General features: G+C 62.0%; 23 protein-coding genes. 16 read left to right on the forward strand and 7 right to left on the reverse strand.

Annotation, left to right across the window (positions count from 1 at the left end):
* Nucleotides 1–155: 155 nt before the first annotated feature.
* Nucleotides 156–1,046 (reverse strand): VOC family protein, encoded by an 891-nt coding sequence (locus CN933_RS08210; protein WP_018094526.1) that lies wholly within the window; start codon nucleotides 1,044–1,046, stop codon nucleotides 156–158.
* Between the two features lie 342 nt (nucleotides 1,047–1,388).
* Here CN933_RS08210 and CN933_RS08215 point away from each other — a divergent pair, with 342 nt between their 5' ends.
* Both CN933_RS08215 and CN933_RS08220 read left to right on the forward strand, forming a co-directional pair.
* On the forward strand, nucleotides 1,389–1,811 hold the full coding sequence (locus CN933_RS08215; protein ID WP_018094527.1) for a universal stress protein: 423 nt from the start codon (nucleotides 1,389–1,391) through the stop codon (nucleotides 1,809–1,811).
* Between the two features lie 60 nt (nucleotides 1,812–1,871).
* Nucleotides 1,872–2,216, forward strand: coding sequence for a TraR/DksA family transcriptional regulator (locus CN933_RS08220; protein ID WP_018094528.1), 345 nt, complete (start codon nucleotides 1,872–1,874; stop codon nucleotides 2,214–2,216).
* Here the strand turns inward: CN933_RS08220 and CN933_RS31260 are convergent.
* Nucleotides 2,177–2,422 carry a hypothetical protein gene (locus tag CN933_RS31260; RefSeq protein WP_020487470.1) on the reverse strand — a complete coding sequence of 82 codons (246 nt, stop codon included), beginning with the start codon at nucleotides 2,420–2,422 and terminating at the stop codon, nucleotides 2,177–2,179. The genes CN933_RS08220 and CN933_RS31260 overlap by 40 nt on opposite strands.
* 60 nt (nucleotides 2,423–2,482) lie before the next feature.
* Between CN933_RS31260 and trhA the strand changes: the two genes are divergently transcribed.
* Nucleotides 2,483–3,145, forward strand: a complete 663-nt coding sequence (gene trhA / locus CN933_RS08225) for a PAQR family membrane homeostasis protein TrhA (protein WP_018094529.1) — start codon at nucleotides 2,483–2,485, stop codon at nucleotides 3,143–3,145.
* Between the two features lie 22 nt (nucleotides 3,146–3,167).
* Here the strand turns inward: trhA and CN933_RS08230 are convergent, their stop codons facing one another.
* Together CN933_RS08230 and msrB are read right to left on the reverse strand one after the other, a co-directional pair.
* Nucleotides 3,168–3,665 carry a hypothetical protein gene (locus CN933_RS08230; RefSeq protein ID WP_018094530.1) on the reverse strand — a complete coding sequence of 166 codons (498 nt, stop codon included), beginning with the start codon at nucleotides 3,663–3,665 and terminating at the stop codon, nucleotides 3,168–3,170.
* Nucleotides 3,666–3,857: 192 nt separating this feature from the next.
* Nucleotides 3,858–4,265, reverse strand: coding sequence for a peptide-methionine (R)-S-oxide reductase MsrB (msrB, locus tag CN933_RS08235; RefSeq protein WP_018094532.1), 408 nt, complete (start codon nucleotides 4,263–4,265; stop codon nucleotides 3,858–3,860).
* Nucleotides 4,266–4,516: 251 nt separating this feature from the next.
* On the opposite strand from msrB, the gene CN933_RS08240 reads away from it, so the two are divergent.
* The 8 genes from CN933_RS08240 (at nucleotide 4,517) to mucR (ending at nucleotide 11,299) form a co-directional block, all read left to right on the forward strand.
* Complete coding sequence (locus CN933_RS08240) at nucleotides 4,517–6,892, forward strand: putative monovalent cation/H+ antiporter subunit A (protein WP_018094533.1); 2,376 nt, start codon at nucleotides 4,517–4,519, stop codon at nucleotides 6,890–6,892.
* Nucleotides 6,889–7,308, forward strand: coding sequence for a Na(+)/H(+) antiporter subunit B (locus CN933_RS08245; RefSeq protein WP_018094534.1), 420 nt, complete (start codon nucleotides 6,889–6,891; stop codon nucleotides 7,306–7,308). Before CN933_RS08240 ends, CN933_RS08245 begins: the two co-directional genes overlap by 4 nt.
* Nucleotides 7,308–7,685 (forward strand): Na+/H+ antiporter subunit C, encoded by a 378-nt coding sequence (locus tag CN933_RS08250; protein WP_018094535.1) that lies wholly within the window; start codon nucleotides 7,308–7,310, stop codon nucleotides 7,683–7,685. The genes CN933_RS08245 and CN933_RS08250 overlap by 1 nt, the downstream gene beginning before the upstream one ends.
* A 5-nt stretch (nucleotides 7,686–7,690) precedes the next feature.
* Nucleotides 7,691–9,256: a Na+/H+ antiporter subunit D gene (locus CN933_RS08255; protein WP_018094536.1), complete on the forward strand. Its 1,566-nt coding sequence runs from the start codon at nucleotides 7,691–7,693 to the stop codon at nucleotides 9,254–9,256.
* Entirely contained in the window at nucleotides 9,253–9,729 is a 477-nt protein-coding gene (locus tag CN933_RS08260; RefSeq protein WP_018094537.1) for a Na+/H+ antiporter subunit E, read from the forward strand. The genes CN933_RS08255 and CN933_RS08260 overlap by 4 nt, the downstream gene beginning before the upstream one ends.
* Entirely contained in the window at nucleotides 9,726–10,112 is a 387-nt protein-coding gene (locus CN933_RS08265; protein WP_018094538.1) for a cation:proton antiporter, read from the forward strand. Before CN933_RS08260 ends, CN933_RS08265 begins: the two co-directional genes overlap by 4 nt.
* Complete coding sequence (gene mnhG, locus CN933_RS08270) at nucleotides 10,112–10,462, forward strand: monovalent cation/H(+) antiporter subunit G (RefSeq protein WP_018094539.1); 351 nt, start codon at nucleotides 10,112–10,114, stop codon at nucleotides 10,460–10,462. The genes CN933_RS08265 and mnhG overlap by 1 nt, the downstream gene beginning before the upstream one ends.
* A gap of 405 nt (nucleotides 10,463–10,867) precedes the next feature.
* Entirely contained in the window at nucleotides 10,868–11,299 is a 432-nt protein-coding gene (gene mucR, locus CN933_RS08275; protein ID WP_018094540.1) for an exopolysaccharide biosynthesis transcriptional regulator MucR, read from the forward strand.
* Nucleotides 11,300–11,501: 202 nt separating this feature from the next.
* Here the strand turns inward: mucR and CN933_RS08280 are convergent, their stop codons facing one another.
* Complete coding sequence (locus CN933_RS08280) at nucleotides 11,502–11,924, reverse strand: SufE family protein (protein WP_018094541.1); 423 nt, start codon at nucleotides 11,922–11,924, stop codon at nucleotides 11,502–11,504.
* Nucleotides 11,925–12,103: 179 nt separating this feature from the next.
* On the reverse strand, nucleotides 12,104–12,541 hold the full coding sequence (locus CN933_RS08285; RefSeq protein WP_018094542.1) for a DUF5330 domain-containing protein: 438 nt from the start codon (nucleotides 12,539–12,541) through the stop codon (nucleotides 12,104–12,106).
* Nucleotides 12,542–13,056: 515 nt separating this feature from the next.
* Between CN933_RS08285 and CN933_RS08295 the strand changes: the two genes are divergently transcribed.
* The 3 genes from CN933_RS08295 to CN933_RS08305 all read left to right on the forward strand — a co-directional run bounded on the left by CN933_RS08295 (nucleotide 13,057) and on the right by CN933_RS08305 (nucleotide 15,981).
* A complete protein-coding gene (locus tag CN933_RS08295) occupies nucleotides 13,057–14,634 on the forward strand; it encodes a sensor histidine kinase (protein WP_033047217.1) in 1,578 nt (525 codons plus the stop codon).
* On the forward strand, nucleotides 14,606–15,559 hold the full coding sequence (locus CN933_RS08300) for a peptidoglycan-binding domain-containing protein (protein ID WP_018094544.1): 954 nt from the start codon (nucleotides 14,606–14,608) through the stop codon (nucleotides 15,557–15,559). Before CN933_RS08295 ends, CN933_RS08300 begins: the two co-directional genes overlap by 29 nt.
* An 86-nt stretch (nucleotides 15,560–15,645) precedes the next feature.
* A complete protein-coding gene (locus CN933_RS08305) occupies nucleotides 15,646–15,981 on the forward strand; it encodes a DUF1491 family protein (RefSeq protein ID WP_018094545.1) in 336 nt (111 codons plus the stop codon).
* Between the two features lie 171 nt (nucleotides 15,982–16,152).
* Here CN933_RS08305 and CN933_RS08310 read toward each other — a convergent pair whose 3' ends face one another.
* Nucleotides 16,153–17,208, reverse strand: coding sequence for a DUF2336 domain-containing protein (locus CN933_RS08310; protein ID WP_018094546.1), 1,056 nt, complete (start codon nucleotides 17,206–17,208; stop codon nucleotides 16,153–16,155).
* A gap of 244 nt (nucleotides 17,209–17,452) precedes the next feature.
* On the opposite strand from CN933_RS08310, the gene CN933_RS08315 reads away from it, so the two are divergent.
* On the forward strand, nucleotides 17,453–18,103 hold the full coding sequence (locus CN933_RS08315; protein ID WP_018094547.1) for an SH3 domain-containing protein: 651 nt from the start codon (nucleotides 17,453–17,455) through the stop codon (nucleotides 18,101–18,103).
* Between the two features lie 157 nt (nucleotides 18,104–18,260).
* On the forward strand, nucleotides 18,261–18,545 hold the full coding sequence (locus CN933_RS08320; protein ID WP_018094548.1) for a hypothetical protein: 285 nt from the start codon (nucleotides 18,261–18,263) through the stop codon (nucleotides 18,543–18,545).
* Nucleotides 18,546–18,622 lie beyond the last annotated feature (77 nt).

Consider the following 18,622-nt stretch of genomic DNA (forward strand, 5'->3'; position numbering starts at 1 on the left):
TCCTGCTGCATGTCTTCCGGAGGGAAAAACACGCAGCAGATTAAAGCGCTACAGCGACCTTTTGCGCGTCTGACGAGACGTACGGCGCCGTATGGGGAGACAATGAGATAGAGGGCACCAGCGCGGCGATCAAGCGGAAAGGGCCGCCGAGACGCCTAGGCGGCGAGTTTGAGGCCGATGCCCCACGGGTCGGTGAGGCAATGCGTGTCGCCCTGCCTGTCCCTCGCTATTTCGAGCGCGTCGAGCTTCTGGGTCACCGCGTCGAGGGCCGCCGGGTCCCGGAAGCGGATCGTATAGTCGGCGAGACCGGTCATGTTGCCCTGGCGTTTCGGCGCTCCGCGCGAATTCCAGATATTGGCCGCCACGTGGTGATGGTACTTGCCGGTCGCGAAAAAGCTGGCTCCAGGGTAACGGGCCATGAGGTCGAGTCCCAGGGTATCGCGGAAAAAATCGTCCGCCTGCGGGATATCCGAGACCTGGAGGTGGATGTGGCCGATCGTGGTGCCGGCCGGCAAGCCGTCCCAGCTGTTCTTCGGCACCTCGTCGTAGAGTGCCTGCAGATCGAGCGGCAGCGTGTTCATTGCCACCATGCCGTCCGCTCCGTAATTCCATTCGGCGCGCGGGCGATCGCGGTAAATCTCGATTCCGTTACCCTCCGGATCAGCGAGATAGATCGCTTCGCTGACGAGGTGATCGGAGGCTCCCTGCAACTGCACCCCGTTTTCGGCGGCGTGCACGAGCCAGCGTCCGAGCTCGGTGCGGTCCGGAACCAGGAATGCGTGATGGAAGAGACCGGGTGCACTTCGCGGAGCCCTTACGGCATTGCCGTCGCCCGTCAATGTCAGGAGCGGTCTTCCGGCGACGCCAAGCGTCACGCCGCTTTTGTGAGCCTCGATCGGCGACAGGCCGAGTATCCGCTGGTACCAGGACGACACCGTCTCCAGGTCGCTTACGACAAGATGCGACCGGTCGACATAAGCGGGCATCGCGGTCGCGTGATCGGCGGGAACGCTGGCCTGCGGCTTCGGTTGTGAGGTGTCCTTCATCCTATTCGCCTTTCGGACAGCGGGAGGGCGACGCCCGAGACTGTGATCTGCTGCCCTCAATCCAATATGAGTACGTGAACAGGTAGGCGGAAGCTCTTATATTACTTGATGTTGTGTTCGACAAACGTTGACAGTCGTCGCGGCCGCGCTACCTTTAACGGTGGGAGCGATGGGAGCAGAGGGGCGGTCACTTTGATCCAAGTCAAGGCCCGTACAGCCGTCACCGTCCGATGTCGGTCCGGCGCAGGACGGCGTACGTGATGTGGTTTCCGTCTCTATCGGGAGCCAGCGGCCGTCGCATTCGGCGTGCGACGTGGTAACATAGGAAAAGGACGTAGCAGCATGTACAGGAAGATCATCGTGCCGATCGCCATGGATCAACTGGAGCACGGCGAGTCCGTCCTAGGCATCGCCGAGAAACTGATCGACGAGGGGGGAGAGATCATTCTGCTCAACGTCGTCGAGGATCTCAACGCCTATGCACAAGGCTACATGATCGTCGATTTTCCGCTGGAGATGATCGAGGAATCGCGCAAGCACGCCGTCAAGACCCTGGAAGCGTTGAAAACCAAGCATGGCATCAATGGACGCGTCGAAATCCGCACCGGCGGAGCTGCCGGCAGTATCAATGCACTGGCCGAGGAAGAGAACGCGGACCTGGTGATCATCGCGTCCCACCGCCCGGGCCTGATCGATTATTTCATCGGGTCTACCGCCAGCCGTGTCGTCAGCCATTGCCCCTGCGCGGTTCTCGTCGACCGGTAACACTGGGAATAAAACGGCACGGTGCAGGCCCCCTGCGCCGCGATCCGAAGGAGTCACGCAATGGATAAGTATGCGCTTGACGACTTTCGCGAACAGCTTTTGCGCCGCAAACGCGAACTTCATGGCCGGTTGGTGCAGATAGAGGAAGACCTCGAGCAGCCGATGAATGCCGATGTGCCGGATCGCGTAACGGAACGGGAGAGCGATGAGGTCCTGGAAGGACTCGGCCTGGCCGGCCAGGGCGAGATTCGCGCGATCGATGCTGCACTCAACCGCATCGAAGCGGGGACCTTCGGCATTTGCGTGCGTTGCGGCGATCCCATATCCCCGGAAAGGTTGCGCGCCGTGCCGCATGCTCCACTCTGTCAGACCTGCGCCGCCGAGATCGCGACCGGCGGGAGATAACCGCCCAAAGCTCCCACCTGCTCCAGAGAAAGCCGTTTGCCGCACGCTCCGGCGAAGGGTGCGGTATTTGTTGTAATGCGTTGCAAAAGTTGATCCTTTCGCCCGATCCTGGTGCTTTGCCGTGCCGCCGGCCTGTGGCAGGATGAACCGAAACAGGTGATCTTTTGCGGTGTTTCGAACCGTTCGAATTCGCCGTGATCGATCATGAGGTATTTCGTTGCCGCTGCAGGCTGCACGGATATCGAAAGCGGAGCGGGAGGGGCCGCGTGAAGGTTGCCGGCGTCAAATGGGACTACGACCGATCGGAGATGATCGCCGACGCAATCGTCCACGGGATCGGGCTTTCGGCGGCGCTCGTCGGTGTTACCGCCCTGATCTTTTACGCCACTGTCTGGAGCACGTCCGGGCAATTGGCCGCAGCTTCGATCTATGGCGGCGGGCTCATCGCCGCCCTGTCGATCTCATTCGTCTACAATCTCTTTCCGGTGGGCCGGGCCAAGTGGCTGCTGCGTCGGCTGGACCACTCCGGAATCTTCGTGCTGATCGCTGCAACCTACACGCCGTTTCTGCAGCGCGGCTGGGATGATCCGTTCCTCTTCTCGATGCTGGTCGCCATCTGGCTTATCGCAGCCGCCGGCATCGCCATGAAGTGCCTCCTGCCCGGGCGCTTCGATCGGCTGGCGATCCTGCTTTATCTCGCAATGGGCTGGAGCGGTTTGCTCGCCGCGAAATCCCTCTTTACCGCCTTGAGCGCGACGACGCTCACTCTGATCGTCATCGGTGGCGTCATCTATTCGGTCGGGGTAATCTTCCATGTCTGGGAGCGCCTGCGCTTCCAGAACGCCATCTGGCACGGCTTCGTCGTCACGGGAGCTGCTGTGCACTATTCCGCAGTCCTGACCTGCATCAGCAGCGCCGCCGCATCTTAAGCTTGAAGTCAAAGCTGCAGCTTCAGTCTGCAGCAGGCAGACATTCTTCCGACGGCCTGAGTGCCGAGGCCATGCGCGAGATGACTCCATCGAAACTGGTCAGTTTGCTCTTCCGATACTGGAGCCTGAAATATGCGGCGCTGCCGTCGCAGAGCGCAATCGCCCGCGTATAGAAGACGTCGTTCTCGCGCGCGCCGGAAAAGCTCGCCCAGGCGGACGTGACGCGCGAGAAGATGATTCGCCAGTCGTCCTGCTTCTCGTAGCCGATCCTTTCGGCGACGTCGGTTTCGAAGTCGCCATCCGGCGGATGGGTGCCGAACACCATGAGCGTCGCGCCATTGTCATCGGCGTGAAATCTGACGCCGTCGCTGTTATCGGCCTCGAGGCCCATCTCGAATCCGGGCGGGATCTCGACCGTGTAACCGAAGCGGGGATTGGCGTAAGGGTGCCAGTCGTCCTCGGCGACAGCGGGCGAGGCAAGCGTCACGAGGAGCAGAGATGCGATACAGGCACGGCGCATGCGGGGCGTCCTCTAGGATTCGTTCGACCTGCCGCTTCTCCTCACCGCGCCGCGTGTTTTGTTCCGGACGCCGAGGGCCGCCGCAACGGCTTTGAACTGCTGCACCATCTTATCTTCAAAACGTTCCGGGTTTAAGGGCATGCGATAGACCACACGCATGCTGGAAAGTGCCGCCGAAACAGGCCCGCGTGGTCAATCCTCCTCGAATGTCATCGCGGTGCCGTTCAGGCAATAGCGCAGGCCGGTCGGAGGAGGCCCGTCGGGGAAGACATGGCCGAGATGGGCGTCACAATCGGCACAGCGAATCTCCGTTCTGACCATGTGGTGCGAGCGGTCCACATATTCAGCGATCGCGTCCGGATCGACCGGGGCGAAATAGCTGGGCCAGCCGCAGCCGGAATCGAACTTGGTATCCGAGCGGAACAGCGCGCGGCCGCAACAGACGCACTTGTAGGTGCCATGCCTTTTGTTGTCGAGAAAGGGGCCGGTGAAGGGACGTTCGGTGCCATGTTCGCGTGTGACGCGGTACTGCTCGGGCGTCAGGGCTGCCCGCCACTCTTCGTTCGTCTTCGTAATCTTCGGCATCCGGTTTTCGGACATGGCTGCGCTCCTTTCGATTGCAGCGAATATATAGGATGGGTTCTGCTTGGGCACAAATGGGGGTCGATGTCAGGAGCTCCGCGTTTTGGACAGGATACTGATCAGGTCGGGGCGAAGCCGCTGCCCTCTACACAGTATAAACGTGGCATAACCTCACACCCCGGCCGATTTCCCTTGAGGCAGGCCCGACCATCTTCTATGTCCGGTTAAAGCTTGACTGAAAGATCAACGAGAAGGAGCGTGTCGATACGATGGATGCCGCGGCCCTGACATTCCTGGCCCTCGGTCTTCCCTTTGCCGCGGCCGTCGTCGCGCCGGCCCTGACCCGGCTTCTCGGCGGGAATGCCGCCTGGCTGTTGGCGCTTGCGCCACTCGCCGTCTTCATGCATTTCGCAGGCTTCATTCCGGAAGTCGCCGCCGGCGAGATCGTCACCGGCGGCTATATCTGGATACCTTCCTTCAACGTCAGCTTCTCCTGGCTGATCGACGGCTTGTCACTGACCTTCGCACTTCTGATTTCGGGCATCGGCACACTGATCGTCCTCTATTCGGGCGGATATCTGAAGGGGTATCCCGACCAGGGCCGCTTCTTTTCGTTCATTCTGATGTTCATGGGCTCGATGCAGGGCCTCGTCGTCTCGGACAGCTTCCTGATGCTTTTCGTCTTCTGGGAGCTGACGTCGATCACTTCGTTCCTGCTGATCGGCTTCGATCACGGCCGCGAGGCGGCGCGCCGCGCGGCTTTGCAGGCTCTGGTCGTGACCGGGGGAGGCGGGCTTGCTTTGCTCGCCGGGCTCCTCATCCTGTGGAACGTCAGCGGCGTCACGCAATTTTCGCTGCTCCTGTCCTTCGGAGACGAACTGAAGCAGAGCCCCTTCTATCTCGCGGCGCTGCTCCTCGTCCTCGGCGGCGCATTCACCAAGTCGGCACAGTTTCCGTTTCACTTCTGGCTGCCGAATGCCATGGAAGCGCCGACGCCCGTTTCGGCCTATCTGCACTCGGCGACGATGGTGAAGGCGGGCGTCTATCTTCTGATGCGGCTCAACCCGGTGCTCGGCGGCACGACGGAGTGGCAGGTCCTGTTGCCGCTGTTCGGCGTGACGACGCTCGTCGCCGGAGCCGCCCTGGCAGTGCGCCAGACGGACCTGAAGATGATGCTGGCCTATACGACCATGTCGTCGCTCGGTCTTCTGGTCATGCTGACCGGGATCGGCCTGCCCTACGCCATCGAAGCCGCAGTGCTTTACCTGGTGGCGCATGCCCTGTTCAAGGGGGCGCTGTTCATGGTGGCCGGCATCATCGATCATGAAACCGGTACGCGCCACCTGACGAAGCTCGGCGGCCTGCGCAGCGCCATGCCTCTGACCTTCGCCATAGCTCTTGCGGCGGCCCTGTCGATGGGCGGCCTGCCGCCCTTTTTCGGGTTCCTTGCGAAAGAGGAAATCTACGCCGCACTCTCGGGTTTCGACCGTCGGTCCATGGTCTTCGCGGCCTTGACCATCCTCGGCAACGGCCTGATGTTCGCCGTCGGCTTCGCGATCGCTCTAAAACCGTTTCTCGGCCCCAGGGTCGATACGCCGAAGCATGCCCACGAGGCACCGGTGCTCCTCTGGCTCGGCCCGGCTATCCTGGCTGCGATGGGCCTTTCCATCGCGCTGATGTCGGGCCTCGTTCATCGGTTCGTGACCTCGCCCATGGCCTCGGCCGTTGCCGGCGAGCCGAGAACCGTGACGATCTCGCTCGCACCGCATATAGGCGTGCCGCTGTTGCTCTCCGTGGTGACGCTGGCGGTCGGCGTCGTTCTCTTCCTCAATCTGACGCGGCTGCGCGCCGCCATGGCGGTGATCCTTGCCGATATCGGCTGGGGACCGGATCGAGGCTTCGACCAGTTCATACGCGGCCTCGTGCGGTTTGCGGTCGCCGCGACCCGGCGCTTGCAGGGCGGCCGTCTCGATAACTACATGACCGTGACCTTCCTGTTCGTCGCCGCCGTCATGCTCGCATTGCCGCTGCGCTACGGCGAATTCCCGCGCGCACCTTTCTTTCCGAGCGACGTGCCGCTGCACGAATTCGCGATCATGGCGATCGCCGTGCTTGGCCTCTTCGCCGTGGTGCTGGCCGCGGACCGGCTGACGGCGATCGTGTCGCTCGGAATTCAGGGCTTCGCCGTTGCGATGCTCTTCCTGCTTTACGGCGCTCCGGATCTCGCCTTCACCCAGTTCATGATAGAGACGCTGTCCGTCGTCGTTTTGGCACTGGTGATGACACGGCTGCGTCTGTCTCCCTCGGATCACCGACCACTCAGACAGAAGCTTCCCGACTTCACGATCGCGCTCGCCTGCGGAATCGGATTCGGCCTTTTCCTCCTCCGGGTTACCGGCGTGCCGTTCGATTCGACGCTGACGGACTTCTTCAACCTCTATTCGAAATCGATCGCCCACGGCGCGAACGTGGTCAACGTCATCATTGTCGACTTCCGCGGTACGGATACGCTCGGCGAAATTGCCGTCGTGCTGGTTGCTGGCCTGTCCATCCTTTCCCTCGTGCGGTTGCGGGCGGGATCGTTGAGACGCGGCGAAACGCGCGAGATCGCGGCGGCTGAAGCGAACACGAAGGAGCCGGTATGAAGTCGATCATTTTTCGGACCGTCGCGCCCTTCCTCGCCGGATTGATGATGCTTTTTTCGATCTTTGTGCTGCTGCGCGGCCACAACGAGCCCGGAGGCGGCTTCATAGGCGGGTTGATCGCCGTTTCGGCGCTGGCGATCTACGGCATCGCCCACGGCGTGGAGACGGTGCGGCGGGCGATATTCTTCCACCCGATGGCCATCGCGGGGGCCGGCCTTTTCGCCGCGACCTTGGCCGGACTGGCGTCACTTTTCGCGCGGGTGCCGTTCATGACCGGGCTGTGGATTTATCCCTCCTTTTTCGGCGTCGAGGTTCCGCTCTCCACGGTCATGCTGTTCGATACGGGGGTCTACCTGGTCGTCGTCGGTGCCATCAGTTCGATCGCGCTGTCACTTGAAGAAAGAGGGGGCGCCTGATGGAGACCTGGTTTTCCCTGCTGGTCACTTTCTTCTTCACCGTCGCCATTTACCTGCTTCTGTCGAAATCCATCATCCGCGTCCTCCTAGGCGTGGCGATCCTGGGAAATTCGGTGAACCTCCTGATCTTCACCGGCGGCCGCCTGACGCGCGACGTACCGCCGGTCATAGCGGAGGGTGCCGATGTGCTTTCCGGTCCGGCGGCCAATGCCTTGCCGCAGGCGCTGATCCTGACCGCCATCGTGATTTCCTTCTCCTTCTTCGCCTTTCTCCTCGTTCTCGCCTGGCGCGCCTATGAAGACCTCGCGACAGACAACACGGACGAGATGCGTGTTGCGGAACCGGTGAACGAGCCGGCGCCGCCACTGGGATACTGACGCACATGGCCGTTTCCACCCCCGCTCCCGTCGACCTTTCCGCGGCCCTGATGCTGACCCCGGCGTCGGCCGTCGAATGGCTCGTCGTTCTGCCCGTCGCCTGGTGTCTGGCCGTCGGCGCGCTCCTCGTGATGCTTCGTCGCTGGGCCGGCCTCCAGCCCGCAATAGCGCTTGCGAGCCTGGCCCTTCTGGTTTTGATCGACGTGGCGCTGCTCGATCACGTCGCAAGAAACGGGCCGACGACCATGGTGATGGGGCGCTGGCTGCCGCCGTTCGGCATCGCCTTCACGGTCGACCTGACCGGTGCGCTCTTTGCCCTGGTGGCGGCCTTGGTCGCTTTTGCGGCCGGCATCTTTTCGCTGGCCGATATCAACGACAGCGGCCGGCGCTATGGTTTCTATCCGCTGCTGATGCTGCTGATGGCCGGCGTTTCGGGAGCCTTCCTGACAGGGGATATCTTCAACCTCTATGTCTGGTTCGAGGTCCTGCTGATTTCCTCCTTCGGGCTTCTGGTCCTCGGCTCCGAGCGCGGGCAGATCGACGGGACGGTGAAGTACGGCTTTCTGAACCTGGTCGCAACGACGCTGTTCCTCGTCGCTACCGGCTTCCTCTACGCCGTGTTCGGCACGCTCAACATGGCCGACATCGCGCGCAAGGCCGACGAACTGCGCGTCAATGCGCCGTTGATGACTTTGGTCGGACTCTATGTTCTTGCCTTCGGCATGAAGGCGGCCGCGTTTCCCTTGAACTTCTGGTTGCCTGCTTCCTACCATACCCCTCGCGTCGTCGTGTCGGCGCTCTTTGCCGGCCTGCTCACCAAGGTCGGTATCTATGCGTTGATCCGGGTGACGGTCATGCTCTTCCCGATCGAAAGGGAGGAATTGAGCTTCGTACTGGCGCTCGTCGGTGCCCTGACGATGATGGTCGGCGTTCTCGGCGCGCTCGCGCAAACGGATTTCCGGCGCCTTCTCGGCTACCTCGTCGTTTCGGGCATAGGTTCGATGCTTGCAGGCATAGCCATCGGTGGACCGGGCGGCATTGGCGGCGCGATCTTCTACGCGCTCCATTCGATGCTGGTGATGACGGGCCTTTATTTCGCCTCCGGGATCGCAATGCGCCTCGGTGCAGACAGCTCGATCGCAACGCTTGCGGGCCTTTACCGCAAGCATGCGGGGTTTGCGGCGCTGACCCTGATGCTGTGCTTCGCCATTTCGGGGCTGCCGCCCTTTTCCGGCTTCTGGCCGAAGGTCATGCTGGTGAAGGCGGCCATCGATATCGGCGCCTGGTGGCTTGCCGCCGCGCTCCTTCTCGTCGGCTTCTTCACCATGATTGCGACCGGCCGCCTTTTCCTCCTGGCCTATTGGCGAGACAGCGCAATACCCGAGGCCGCCGCCGGCCCGGCCCCCCTGTCCGCGACGGCCCTGGGTCCGCTTGCAGCACTTACGCTTCTGGCGCTTGCGCTCGGCCTCTATCCCGAACCGCTGCTTGCGATGATCCAGAGCGCCGCAGCCGGGCTTGCAGAGCCGTCCGCTTACCTGAATTCAGTCTTTCCCGCAGGAGGTCCGCAATGAAATTCCTGCTGACCAACCTGGTCTTTACGCTTATCTGGGGGGCAATCAGCGCCAGCTTCACGCCCGCTAACCTCCTGCTGGGCTTCGCGGCCGGCGCCTTGTCGCTCTGGTTGATCCGGCGTGAGCTGCGCCCGGTGGCTTACCCGGTGAGACCGTTGCGGCTGCTGCTGCTCGCATTGTTGTTTTTCAAGGAGCTCGCGATTTCCGCAACGAAGGTCGCGCTTCTGGTTCTCCGCTCGAACATGGCGCTGAAGCCTGGCATTTTTGCCTATCCGCTCGCGCTCAGGACTGACTTCGAGATAACGCTGCTCGCCAATCTGATCACACTGACGCCGGGTACGCTGTCGGTGGATGTCTCCGAAGATCGCAAGACCCTCTACGTCCATGCGCTCGATTGCGCCGATCCGGGAGCTCTGCGGCGAGACATCGCCGGCGGCTTCGAACGTCGAATACGGGAGGCTTTCGAACGATGACGCCCGCTGCAGTCCTGAGCGCGGCCTCCGGCGTGGCGCTCGTGCTTCTCTCTCTCGCGCTGCTGTTGACGGTGCTGCGCATCATTCGCGGGCCGACGCTTCCGGACCGGGTGCTGGGCCTCGATATGCTGGTGGCGATTGCGATCGGGCTGATCGCGGTGATCGCCGTGAGAACCGGCTTTTATCTCTACATCGATATCGCGATCGCCCTCGGGCTCGTCGGCTTTCTTGCGACGGTCGCTTTCGCCCGCTTCATCCTGGCGCGCGGTCTCTCGCCGGAGCGCATGACGCCGGGCGCAACTGACCTGCCCCAGGCAAAGCCGTCGTCGACGCGCTCGCGCGCGGGACAGGCTGGGCGCCGCAAACGCAAGGGAGCGCGTTGATGGTTCTGCAAATCATCGCTTACCTCGTTGCACTGATCATGGTTGTCGGCGCCTGCTTCTCGCTGCTTGCCGCGGTTGGCCTCATCCGCTTCCCCGACCTTTACACCCGCATGCATGCGGCCTCGAAAGCCGGTACCGTCGGTTCGGGTCTGCTGCTCTTTGCGGCCGGGCTGCATTCGCTCGATGCCGCCGTCTTCGCGCGCGCACTGGCGGGATTTGGCTTCTTCGTGCTGACGGCACCGATCTCGGCCCATCTATTGGCAAAAGCCGCGCATCAAGCGGGCTACAGGATGACAAAACGATCGGTGATAGATCAGCTTCCCCATAAGGAAGAGCCGCGCGGGCATTGACGGGCAGCATTTCTGACTCTGTATTTGAGGACAATTTTGCCGAGCGTGACAATTTTAGCAACTCGGAATAAAGTTGCTGCATGCCGATAAATTTATGTTTGGACTTTTGGCAGATCAGTGTTAATGCAGTAAATGCAAAGTGTCGTCGTGGAAAATACTTTGAGATGAAATTCCAGCCTGAGTTGTGATGCTTGTCCGTTGCTTTGAGGTGTCGGCCGCTTTGGCGCCTTGGTGACGGTTCTTCCCTCTCGCAATTCGAGCCTTGATGTTGCGGCAGAACCGCAGTCTCCATTGCGAGATTGCGGTCGGTTCCGAGGCGGCAAGCGCTGATTGACGGCATTTTGTACATCCTCCCCCTGGAACTCTGTTTCAGGTTTCGTCGCTGGATTCCGATAGGAGAAAGAAATGACAGAGACTTCGCTCGGTGCGAGCAATGAACTCCTGGTTGAGCTTACGGCGGAGATCGTTGCCGCCTATGTAAGCAACCACGTGGTTCCGGTTGCCGAGCTGCCGACGCTCATAGCCGACGTGCATTCGGCTCTCAACAACACCACGGCTCCTGCACCGGTGGTCGTCCCGGTGGAAAAGCCGAAGCCCGCGGTTTCGGTCCGAAAGTCGGTGCAGGACGACCAGATCACATGTCTCGAATGCGGCGGCACCTTCAAGTCGTTGAAGCGGCATCTGATGACGCACCACAACCTTTCGCCGGAAGACTACCGAGACAAGTGGGATTTGCCTGCGGATTATCCGATGGTCGCGCCGGCCTACGCGGAAGCACGCTCGCGGCTCGCCAAGGAAATGGGTCTCGGACAGCGTCGGAAGCGCCGCGGCAAGTGATCTGGGCGGCCTCAAGGGGCCAACGGGAACGCGCGACGCCTGAGTTGTGTCATAAAGGCCGGCCGGTTCATTCGGGCCGGCTTTTTCAGGACGTTTAAGTATTTCATTGAAACACTGACACGCTGCCACCCGTTGAAGCTACGCGCTTCCGGACGAAAAACCGTTACGCACTTGTCCTGGAAGTGCTCTGACGCTTCGCCGCTCAGGCAGGCAGGCGTCCTTCGGCTTCGCTCTTGATACGCCGGATCATCGAGCGCAGGCCGTTCGCACGTTGCGAGGAAAGATGTTCGATGAGGCCGATCTTGCCGAAGATGTCGAGAGCGTCAATTCTGGTAATTTCCGATGCACGCTTGCCGGAGAAGATGGCGAGGACGATTGCCACGAGGCCGCGCACGATATGCGCATCCGATTCTCCCTCGAAGGTGAGAAGCGGGTCTTCAGCATCGCCGGTCGCATGGGTCACGAGCCAGACCTGGCTGGCACAGCCCTGCACCTTGTTCTCGCTCGTCCTCGAGGCCTCCGGCATCTCGGGCAGGTTTTTGCCAAGTTCGATCACATAGCGGTAGCGATCTTCCCATTCGTCGAGAAATGCAAAGTCGTCGATGATCTGGTCAAGTGAAGTCATGCTATGTCCGGCTTTCGGCGCCCGCTCAGTACAGCAGTCCGCGTGAAACTGCTTCAACCGCATTTCGGGCGCATCGTTTCACCTTCATATAGGAGAGGCGGGCCGCAAAGAGAACAGGCAATCGCGTTTCCCCGCCTGTCAGGCCCGAACGATCGGACTTGCCTTCTACGCGGCAGGGCTTACTTCCCGGAAGCCGTACCGGGATCGAGGCGGTGTTCCGGAACCGGCATACGCTTGAAGGCTTGTTCGGCCTTCTCCGTCGCTTCCGCGGAAGGGATCCTTTCTGCCGGTGCGACGGTACCGGTCATGACCTTGACGTCGGGAGCGGCGGCGTCGCCTTCCGCGAACTGGGTGTTGAGAAACTCATAGGCGATGCGAGCGCCTTCGCGGGCGCGATGTCCGAGGGCGACGAAAGTCTCCGCACCCTTCTCGCAGACGTCCGGCTTCTCTACGCAGATCGCGCTTATATATTGGAAGGCTTCGTTCGCGGCAGAGAATGTGCCGCCGATCTCCATTTTCGGACCGTGCTCGAGCTTCTCGCTGCTCGACGGATCGAGAAACGGCAGCAGCACCAGCACCAGCGAGAACCAGAACGTCGCCTTTACGAGAAACCACATCTTGCGCCATCCTCTTTTGCCTTCGGCTCCGGCCGTGGTGTTTACGCTTCGAAACTAGCGCGGGAATCACAAGGCCGCTTTTCCAGAAACAACGGTATTTGCTTCAAATTTTATCGAAATTCAGGAATCAGCATATTCGTGCAGACGCTTTCTCCTGCATTTCAGCGGTCGTCGTTAACGCTCGTGGCTGAGGTCTCGGCCTCAAGCCTCGCGTTCCCGGCATCGGATAGTGGCGATGCCTGCCCAAATCGTTAACGCGAGCCGAAAAATCCACGAAAATCCGCTGCTTACGCACCGTTAACCACATCTGACGATGCTCGCTCGGATTGCCTCAAATCGGGAACTTTCGACCGCCTCGGACGCCCTCGGAGAGCGGCCGTTTATTCTTTCATTAAGTCAGGGGTGCGAGATTCGGGTCATCACGAGGCGGTCGTCCGCGACGACGCGGAACGGTCCGGAAATGCCTCGCAAGAACGACAAATTCGGCAGGGCAAGGCGTGAGTTTATTGCGTGACATGGCTGGCAGATGGACATCCTTTGTGGATGAAGCGGCCGCACCCTGGCTGCCGCGCGGCGGCCTGGGCCCAGCAATTGCGCGTCACGACTTCAGACGCTTGCGTGCCGTCGCTGCCGTATCGCTGACCGCGCTGCCGATCGTGCCTCTCGCGCTGACCCTGGCATTGCCCGTATCCGCCGCCCTGCCGGCGGGAGCGGCGCTTTGGGCCTCGGCATCCCTGCTGGCCGCGGCTGCAGCCATTGCGAGCGGCCGCGATTTCCCGGCGGCGGGCGAGGTGGAACTCGCGCCTGCACCGGAACTGCCCGATCTCGATGCGGCATATAATCTCTTTGCGGGTTTGGTGACCGTCCACGATACCCGGGGCCACGTCCTGTCCGTCCACGGCCGCGATGCGAGTGAGTATCTGAAACTGATGCGCGATCCGCATGGGCGCGGCTTCATCGAGCAGATCCATGTGTCGGATCGCATCGCCTTCCTCAGAGCGATTGACTCGCTGCGCCTGGACAGCGAGCGCTCTGCCGTGGACATCCGTCTCGAGCGGACGTCGGCGGATGGCGCTCAATTCGCACATATCTACTGCGAGATGACGCCGATTCGAGACGCTGAAGGAAATCTCCTTGCGATTGTCGCCCAGTCTCGCGATGTTTCCGAAGAGGCCCGTTTGCAGGCAGAGGCGGCCGCCAAGGCAGCACATGCCGAGTCGGCCAACGATGCCAAAACGCGGTTCCTTGCCGCCGTCAGCCATGAATTGCGCACGCCGCTCAATGCCATCCTCGGCTTTTCGGACGTGCTTGCAGGCGAATATTTCGGCAAGCTCGAAAACGATCGCCAGCGCGAATACGTGTCGCTGATCCATCAATCCGGCACGCATCTTCTCTCGGTCGTCAACACGATGCTCGATATCAGCAAGATCGAAGCGGGCCGTTACGAGCTTCTCCTCGAACCGTTCCGTGTCGCCGAGGCGATCGCCGCCTGCGAGGCCATGCTGTCGCACCAGGCGCGCGAAAAAGGCGTGCGGCTGACGAGCCGCGTCACCCGTTCGGTCGGCGAGATCAATGCAGACCAGCGCGCCTTCCAGCAAATCCTCATCAATCTCATCGGCAACGCCATCAAGTTTACCGACCGCGGCGGGCTTGTCACGGTGGATGCCGCGCTTGAAGGCAACATGCTGAAGCTGACGGTCAGCGACACCGGGATCGGGATCGCAGCGGACAAGCTGCAAATGCTCGGCCAACCTTTCGTCCAGATTCAGAATGATTATACCCGCCGCTACGAGGGTACCGGGCTCGGCCTCTCGCTGGTCAAGGGACTTGCTGAACTGCATGGCGGCGATTTTGCGATCCGCAGCGCCGAAGGGGAGGGTACCGTTATCGTCGTAACCATTCCCAGCGACGCCTCCGGCGCGGCAGAAAGGGAGTGCGCGGATGCGCCCGTCACAGTGGAGTTTCCGCCGCGATTGAGGCAGCACGCAGACGGAAAGAGCGCAACCGGAGTGCCGGCGCTCTCCGAGGCTTTCCACACCGGAGAAATTGACAGGGAAGGGGGACATGGCGCCGCGCAAGCGAAAACAGCCTGAGCGCAAGCGGGCGGCGCGGCGCGGAGCGGGTCTGGCCTTGCGCGGACTCGCTGTCGTCGGCCGTGGTCTGGTGCTCACCGGTCGCCTGATCTCTCGCCATCCGGTGAGCGCCGGCGGGTCGGCGATCTTTGCCGTCGTCTTCAGTTTCGTCGCCGCAAACGCCATGTGGTACCAGAACGGTACTCATCCCTCGCCGCTTCTGCGTACCCGCGTGCCCCTCGTCAGTCCCGAAGTGGCCGAGCGCCTTGCGGCTGCCAAAGGCGAGCCGGTCGAGCAGCGCGATGTTACCACCTTCGTCATAGAGCGGGAGGGGAACGCGGAAGCCGGCGATGCGGCAACGGACGGATCCAACGAACGGCACGCGTCGCTTCCGGCGCAGGACTCACCGGATGCGCCCGGTAGCACGGCCTCGACGCTGGTTGCGGACATCCAGAAGGAACTGGCAAGGCTCGGCTTCTACGAAGGAGAGCCGGACGGCCGAAGCGGTCCGAAGACCTCGGCGGCGATCCTCCGCTTCGAAAAGCAGGCCGGCCGTATGGAGACGGGTGCGCCGAGTGACGATCTGCTTCGGGCACTGCGCAACGCCGGCGGTTCCCCGCCGGCAGTTGCGACGCCCGCCAACCGGCCCTATGCCGACCCGAAGACTGTTCCGGCCGAGGCGGATCCGGTTGCCGCTGCCATCCGCAGCGCCGAGAAGGAAAACGCGCTCAGCCCGCGCACGGAGGTCCCCGTATCGAGCGAAATGGTGATGAACATCCAGAAGGGGCTGAGCAATCTCGCCTATGCAGATGTCGTCGTCGATGGCGTTGCCGGCGATCAGACGCGCGCCGCCATCCGCCATTTCGAAAAACACTATCGTCTTCCTCAGACCGGAGAGCCCAACCCCAAGGTTCTCAAGAAGCTTAAGGAAATCGGAGCGCTCTGACGGCCAGAGCAAGAGGAGCAGTTGCGCACCACTGCCGGTCGACCGCTCCGTTTGCATCTCGCCGGTGGCGCGTGTATCAGCTGTGCATGCGCCTGAAGTCCCACATTTTCGTCTCCTCGCTTCTGCGGAACGCCTTTGGACGCGGCGGGTATGCGGCTGTGTTGCGCAAGGGAGCGGAGGATGCCGGCGCGATCTTCATCCGGCAGCGCGGACGATCGGGCTACGAGACGCTTTATGCGCCGGCGCCGCAGAATTTCTTCGATGAGGAAGGAGACACGTCGCGCCGCTTCGAGGTGCGATTGCGTGGCGCCGAGGCCGACGCGGTCGAACGGGCGCTTTCCTCGGAAATCCGCTTCGACCCGGACTGCTGGATCGTAGAGTTGGAACTCGACGACTGCAGCGATCTGTTCGATCTGGTTTAGGGCCTTCGAGATTCGGGATACCCGCCGCGGTTTGCTCGATCTCCTCATTCCTGTGCTCGTCACAGGAATCCAGCTAGCCCAAGTCGTTGGGCTGAAAGAACTCTTCCCGCGCCACGTAGCAATTTGAACTGCTGCATGTCGTTGTTCTTTGATCGGCTACGATCAACGGATCTAGAACTGGCCGAAGCCTCGCTTTGGTTGGACGGCCTTGCTTTGACGCGCAATCGGTTGCGCGTCGTGCCGGCGCGGGTCCGCGGCTCGATTATCCGCAAGCAGGGTCTCATGCCGTCCTGGCTTCGCCCCGTTTGCGTCGGCGCGAAGCCAGGACGCCACCCGTTCGCCGCTCGCCTGCCGGTCGAGACTTCCGATCAGCGCTTCGGCGCGGTTGCCGCCGCCGATTCTTTCGGAAAGATGGGGATAGAGCGCCTCGAGCACGCGGCTTTCCTCGTCCGCCGGAAAGGCGAGAGCTGCAAGCGTCGCGGCGAGCTGCTGGCCGGAAACATCGAGCAATATCCGGTCGGTGAGTGCGCGGCTTGCTCCGAGCGCGTCTGCCAGGGCCGTGGAGAAGAGGGTCGCTTCGCCATTGCGCGCAAAACGGACGAGCAGCGCGCAATGCAGCTCGCTGATGGGTTGGATCGACGGGGTGGCGTTCTTCTCCTGTGATCCGGCGCGCGCCAGCGCCTTGATTTCCGCGCGCAGCTTTTCTTCGCGTTCGGCGGCTGCGGCAGCCGTCTGCGGATCGCTCCCCACCGGGCGCCTGGCGCCGTCGTGAATGCGTGCGGGGAGGGGAGCGGACTGATGATGCTCGACGAGCGCGTCGATCACCGAAGGCGAAAGGTTCTCCCGACGGGCAATGGCGTTCGCATGGCCCGGCCCTTGCTGGCGAATGATGGAAATGAGCACGCCGTCGGAAATCGCTGTCGCACGGGCGAGGAAGGCGGCGGCGATCGAAATGGGCATGCTGCCGATCAGCAGAGCCACCGGCTCAGGCACGTGGGGGCATTGGGATAGTGCCGCCGCCGCCTGTCGGCGGGCCTCGTTGCTGGAACCGAGGAAGAGCGGCTCGAACAGCTCGGCAAACTGCTTCATGTCGGACCTGCTTGGAATCCGAAGGCTCTCGAAGCCGGTGACGGTCGCCATCAGCACGACGTCCTTCAACCGCCCCGTCTGCGGCCGTTCCAACTCACGAAACCGGTTTGTCACGACATATCCTAAAACGCAAAGCATGACGGCATTCCGATGGCTCGGAACGACACACGTGTCTAAAACTAGATCGAAATCGTTAGCGCAGCATTAACTATGGACGTTGGGGCTTTATTCAGGCTTGCGTCATTCTGGTGACGAGCCGCCCCGGCAGCGGAAGGCCGGTTTCCTCAGCCATAAAAAGTCCACAAGCGCCCCTATTTGATCCGACTTGACGGCAAACGCCGGAAGCGAGTCGGGCTGCGGCCTCTCATGTGGGAGTTGATCTGTGAAGAAAATATTCTTGCGGGCAGCGGCTGCCTTTGCGCTGCTGCTCATGCCCGCGGCCGCATCGGCGGCCGAAGGTTTTGCCACTGCCAATGTCAATATGCGCTCGGGACCGAGTACATATTATCCGGCCGTAACGGTCATTCCCGTCGGCGAATCGGTGGAAATTCACGGCTGCCTGTCGGAAAGCCCCTGGTGCGACGTTTCCTTCTATGGCGGACGGGGATGGGTGGCGGGCCGATACGTGCAGGCCGCCTATCGCAGCCGCCGGGTCTATGTGGAGCCGGAATACTATCGGCCGCTCGGCATTCCGACGGTCGTCTTCCAGTTCGATAGCTATTGGGATCGGAACTACCGCGGCCGGGATTTCTATCGCCATCGCGACCGCTGGAGGCATGACCGCGATTGGGATCGCGAGCGTGAACGCAACCGGCGGGAATGGGATCGCCGCCAGGTGCGGGAACGCCGAGACTGGGAGCGGGACCGGGAAAGAGAGCGGCGCGAATGGGAATCGGAGCGCGGCCGTAACGATGACCGCTGGCGGCGGGGGATCGAGGGCGCTGAACGGGAACAGTCGCGCCGCGAGCGCCGTTACCACGGGCAGAGGACGATCGCGGAATGCGACGGCGGGGATTTTCGCTGCGAACCGTAGGCGCGGCGATTCGGCCGCTTCACTCCAGGGTCGGCGGCGATCGTCGCCGCCCTTCCGGCAGCCGCTGGTTCTTGCGTCGTCCTCCATGGGAACCAATCCGGCCTCGACGCGTTGAAATCGCGCAAAGGGTGATACCGGAATGGCAAGGAGCGGAGAGATGGCGGAGAAGAATCTGGCGGCAGTCGGCGCAGAGACGGGTGCCCAAACGCGGGCGTCAGGCGCACAGGCCGAATTGGAATCCCAGGTCCAGGAACTGAAGGCAGAGATCGCCCGGCTGACGGAGACCGTTTCGGCCATCGGCACCGGAGCCAAGGCGGTCGTGCAGGGGGAAGCGGAACTGATGACGCAGCGCGTCCGGGAGCGCGTTCGGGAAGAGCCGATTTCGACATTGCTGACGGTCGCGGGTGTAGCTTTCCTTTTCGGTTTAATCGCAAGGCGCTGACGGACGGATTGCCGGATTTGCAAATCCCCCAGGATTGAGGATTGCGCGAGGTTAACGCGTCATGGTCTGGATTAACA

Source organism: Sinorhizobium sp. M4_45 (assembly GCF_002885915.1).
Classification (GTDB): domain Bacteria; phylum Pseudomonadota; class Alphaproteobacteria; order Rhizobiales; family Rhizobiaceae; genus Sinorhizobium; species Sinorhizobium meliloti_A.